General features: G+C 74.8%; 1 protein-coding gene and 1 pseudogene. One reads left to right on the plus strand and one right to left on the minus strand.

Annotation, left to right across the window (positions count from 1 at the left end; genetic code table 11):
- Positions 1 to 364: pseudogene (locus HLB09_RS16130) on the minus strand (hypothetical protein); the annotation flags it as partial.
- 565 nt (positions 365 to 929) lie between these two features.
- On the opposite strand from HLB09_RS16130, the gene HLB09_RS16135 reads away from it, so the two are divergent.
- The gene (locus tag HLB09_RS16135) at positions 930 to 2,030 is read left to right on the plus strand and encodes a sugar ABC transporter substrate-binding protein (protein ID WP_171204329.1); all 1,101 of its coding nucleotides are present in this window, start codon (positions 930 to 932) and stop codon (positions 2,028 to 2,030) included.
- Positions 2,031 to 2,123: the final 93 nt, after the last annotated feature.

The raw sequence follows: 2,123 nt of genomic DNA on the forward strand, positions 1-2,123 counted from the left end.
CCCGGCGCGCGGGCGTGCCGGCGCGGGCCCGGCCGGCCGTGCCCGGGGTGCGACGGCGCAGCACGAGCGCGACGAGGACCCCGGTGAGGGCGACGAAGAGGGCCTCGGCCACCGCGAGCGCGTAGGCGACCGGGCCGACGTACTCCGCCGTCCAGCGCAGCAGCACGCCGAAGAGGACCAGGCCGTGGAGGAGCCCCAGGAGGGCGGCGGTGCGCAGCCGCGTGCCGGCGACGGCGGCCACGAGGGCGCCGACCCCGGGGGCGGCGAGCCACCACCAGCCCGGCTCGGGGAAGGCGACCGCCACGAGCGCGCCCCCCAGCGCGGCGGTGGCCGCGCGGGCCAGGGGCGAGGGGCGCAGCAGCACGGGCCCAGGGTAGGCGCCCGACCAGGGGGCCCGGCGACGGCGCCGGAGCCGCGACGTCGAGCTGCCGGCGGGGCGGCTGAGCGGACGGACCCGCCCGCCCTTCGGTCCGTCCGAGCCTCGGTGGCGCCGGGGTCTGCGGGACGTTGTCTACGGGGCGAGCGGGTCCGCCGCTGCTCCACCACGTGCACGGGTGGCCGCGGTGGCCGACGACGACGGTACTCGGGGCAGGGCCGGTGTCAACCGCCTGCGGCGAGGTCGGGGACCCCCTCTGACCTGCGGTGATGCACCGTCGTCGCAGGTCAGGGCCCAGCGCGTCCGACGGGGCCCGATGCCGTCGGGGACCCGGGGCGGACCCCTGCTCGCGTCCCGCGTCGCACCCGCCGCGCCGGCGGCGTCGAGGCGCCGGCGCGCCCTCCACCGCTGGGGGGTCCGTCACCCGGGCAGGTGCTGCCGCGTCACGATCGCATCACGGTGGTCGTCGGACGGCCCCGTCACAGATATGTTCGGGCCCGCGACTTATCCACGGGCCGACGACGACCCGGGTCCACGATGCGAAGGAGCATCCATGCGCGTGCGCAGCACCGCCCTCGCGGCCGCCTCCGCGGCCGCCGTCCTCGCCCTCGCCGGCTGCGGCAGCGACTCCGGCTCCGGCTCGGGCAGCTCCGGTGGCAGCACCGACGGCGGCGGGGGGTCCGACAGCCCCCAGGTCGGCGTGATCCTCCCCGACACCGAGTCCTCGGCCCGCTGGGAGTCCTTCGACGCCCCGCTGCTCCAGCAGGCGTTCGACGACGCCGGCGTCACGGCCGTCATCCAGAACGCCCAGGGCGACGCGTCGGCCATGCAGACCATCGCCGACCAGATGATCACCCAGGGGGTGGCGGTCCTCGCCATCGTCAACCTGGACAGCGACTCGGGCGCGGCCATCCAGGCCAAGGCCGAGCAGGCCGGCGTCCAGACGATCGACTACGACCGCCTCACGCTCGGCGGGTCGGCGGACTACTACGTCTCCTTCGACAACACCCGCGTCGGCGAGCTCCAGGGCGAGGGCCTGGCCCAGTGCCTCGGCGACGAGCCGACGGACATCGCCTACCTCAACGGCTCGCCGACCGACAACAACGCGACCCTCTTCGCCGCCGGCGCCCACAGCGTCCTCGACCCGATGACGCAGTACACCGTCGTCGCCGAGCAGGCCGTGCCGGAGTGGGACAACCAGCAGGCCGCGACGATCTTCGAGCAGATGCTCACGCAGAACCCGACCATCGGGGGCGTCCTGGCCGCCAACGACGGCCTCGGCAACGCCGCCATCTCGATCCTCGCGAAGAACGGCCTCAACGGCCAGGTGCCGGTCACGGGGCAGGACGCCACCGTCCAGGGCCTGCAGAACATCCTCGCCGGCGACCAGTGCATGACGGTGTACAAGGCCGTCACCGAGGAGGCGCAGGGCCTCGCCGACACGGCGATCGCCCTCATCAACGGCGAGGAGCCGGAGACCACGGGCACCGTGACCGACGAGACGGGCGGCCGCGAGGTCGCGTCCATCCTCCTCGAGCCGCAGGCCATCTTCCGCGACAACGTCAAGGACGTCGTGGACGACGGCTTCGTCACCGCCGACGAGCTCTGCACGGAGAAGTTCGCCGACGCCTGCAGCGAGCTGGGCATCTCCTGACGAACAGCATCTCCTGAGGAACGGCGTCTCCGGAGGCACCCGGTCCCGCTGACGCACCGCGTCAGCGGGACCACCGGGCGGGCGGGCCCGACA

Source organism: Pseudokineococcus marinus (assembly GCF_013004605.1).
Classification (GTDB): Bacteria; Actinomycetota; Actinomycetes; order Actinomycetales; family Quadrisphaeraceae; genus Pseudokineococcus; species Pseudokineococcus marinus.